Raw genomic sequence first — 1,745 nt, forward strand, 5'->3', positions numbered from 1 at the left:
CATTTGATGCATCGCAGATCCAGCCAGAGCATTAAACCAGCAGACAGTTACCCCCCCTCCGTTAACATGAGCTGTCTGATACACATAATCTGCGAAAGCTTCTTTTATAAGCTCAGAATATTGGGAAACAGTTAATCGCTCATGGCGTGCCTCTTTATCAGGACAATGCTGGTAATGATGCTTACTGAGTTCATAAGCTTTCTTATTCAAGCTTTCATGATCCCACCTGGGGTTCCCAAACCAAATGACTGGACGATGCCGACTTGTTCTGGTTTTGAATACCGAAAAAGCTGGGAGACCGGTGAGCAGCCTGCCTATATCCGGAACACCTTCCGGCTCCTCTGTCCAGGAGGGGGTCAGATTATCTATTTTCAGGCCGTCCTCCAGTGTGGGTGAATGCCCACTGCACATTGGCAGGGCTAAAGGTGAAGCGTCGCCCAATATCTTCCTGATGCAGCTGTCCATGTCTTTCCTACCCAAAAAATGGACATACCAGTCTTTCAAGAGGTGTTGTACCAATGGTTTAAGCTCTTTGACAGCGTCCAGCTTTTTCAGCAGGCTATGAAGTATCGCCGCCCCATTAACAGGGCAATTGACCGGATCAAGCCAATTTTTTTCGATAGCAACCTGAGCAATGGTTATAAACTGAGATGAATAGATGCCCAGTGAGTTACAGGCCTGAGTAAGTATACAGAGTATGGTATATTGCCAGTCGCCGTAACGAACCAAGCCACTCTGGACCATTTTTTTGTATAAGTCCTGAAGCTCTTGTAACACAATATCAACAGGTTTATCCGGGTGAAGCAATCTACTCACCCCCTGAGCGAGTGAACTGCTGGAACCGAACCAGCTTCCTAACAGATGACGCCCTCGATAATCAGGTTTATCCTCACTTATTAATAACTTACTCCCCAAGACAAAGGCGTCACTGTCTGCATTTTTCTCCCAGAGATTTCTTATAATGTCATTGATCCCTAAAACAGATGTCTCACTTGTCGGTAATGCCGTACCACTTTGTACCGACCCGATAAGCGTTTTCTGACTGACCCCAAGAGCCTTTGCCAGTACGGCTATTTTTTCAGGGCTCATATCAGGGGATATCTGAGACATCCACTGATTACTGCCAGTCAGCGACTGTCCGGATACGACAGGCCGAAAGTTAGGAGCATGAATCGACAATTTTACTGCGGCACCACCTAAATCCTGAGCTTGCCATGTGCTCCCGTTATCCAGTGAGTATTCAGGAAAGACATGAATATTATTGGAAACACATCTTGCCGGGATATTGAAATAGCGGCACAGTGCGATGAATACCGGAGTACGATGGCGGCAAGCTCCCTGCCTTTCTTTCAGCAGGAAAAATAACAGGTTCTTATCACTGGTTGCCGATGCTCCTCTGAAGGAACAACAATAATTTGTGATACGATTGACACGTTGTCTCTGATCCCGGGCACCCTTTATCGCCAGCAGCTCTTCTTTTTGTTTCTCGGGAAGGGCTGCCAGTGATTCCGGGGCAAACAGTCTGTCTATCTCCTTGCGTATGGGTTCCGAACTCATCCCATCGGTCCGTTCAGAAACCAGTACGTCTTCTGTTTCCTCTGTGTTTTCAGTATTGTCTCTGGTTTCCACTATATAGTGGACAGTGACCTCTTCGCCGGGCTGCGCCTCTGACATAGACACCATATGCAAACCGCTATAGCGATCCTTCATAACTCTGCATGCCTTTTCAGGCTCAGTGCGCATAG

The 1,745-nt window shown here is 47.2% G+C and carries 1 protein-coding gene and 1 pseudogene; both read right to left on the reverse strand.

All coding sequences use genetic code 11. The features are described from left to right. Window positions 1-1,089: hypothetical protein (locus E1189_RS25350; protein ID WP_230460262.1), on the reverse strand; the 1,089-nt coding region annotated here is incomplete at its 3' end. A gap of 222 nt (window positions 1,090-1,311) precedes the next feature. Further along, window positions 1,312-1,743: pseudogene (locus tag E1189_RS26230) on the reverse strand (hypothetical protein); the annotation flags it as partial. Window positions 1,744-1,745: the final 2 nt, after the last annotated feature.

This window comes from Parendozoicomonas verongulae (assembly GCF_009711465.1).
In the GTDB taxonomy this organism is placed as follows: Bacteria; Pseudomonadota; Gammaproteobacteria; order Pseudomonadales; family Endozoicomonadaceae; genus Sansalvadorimonas; species Sansalvadorimonas verongulae.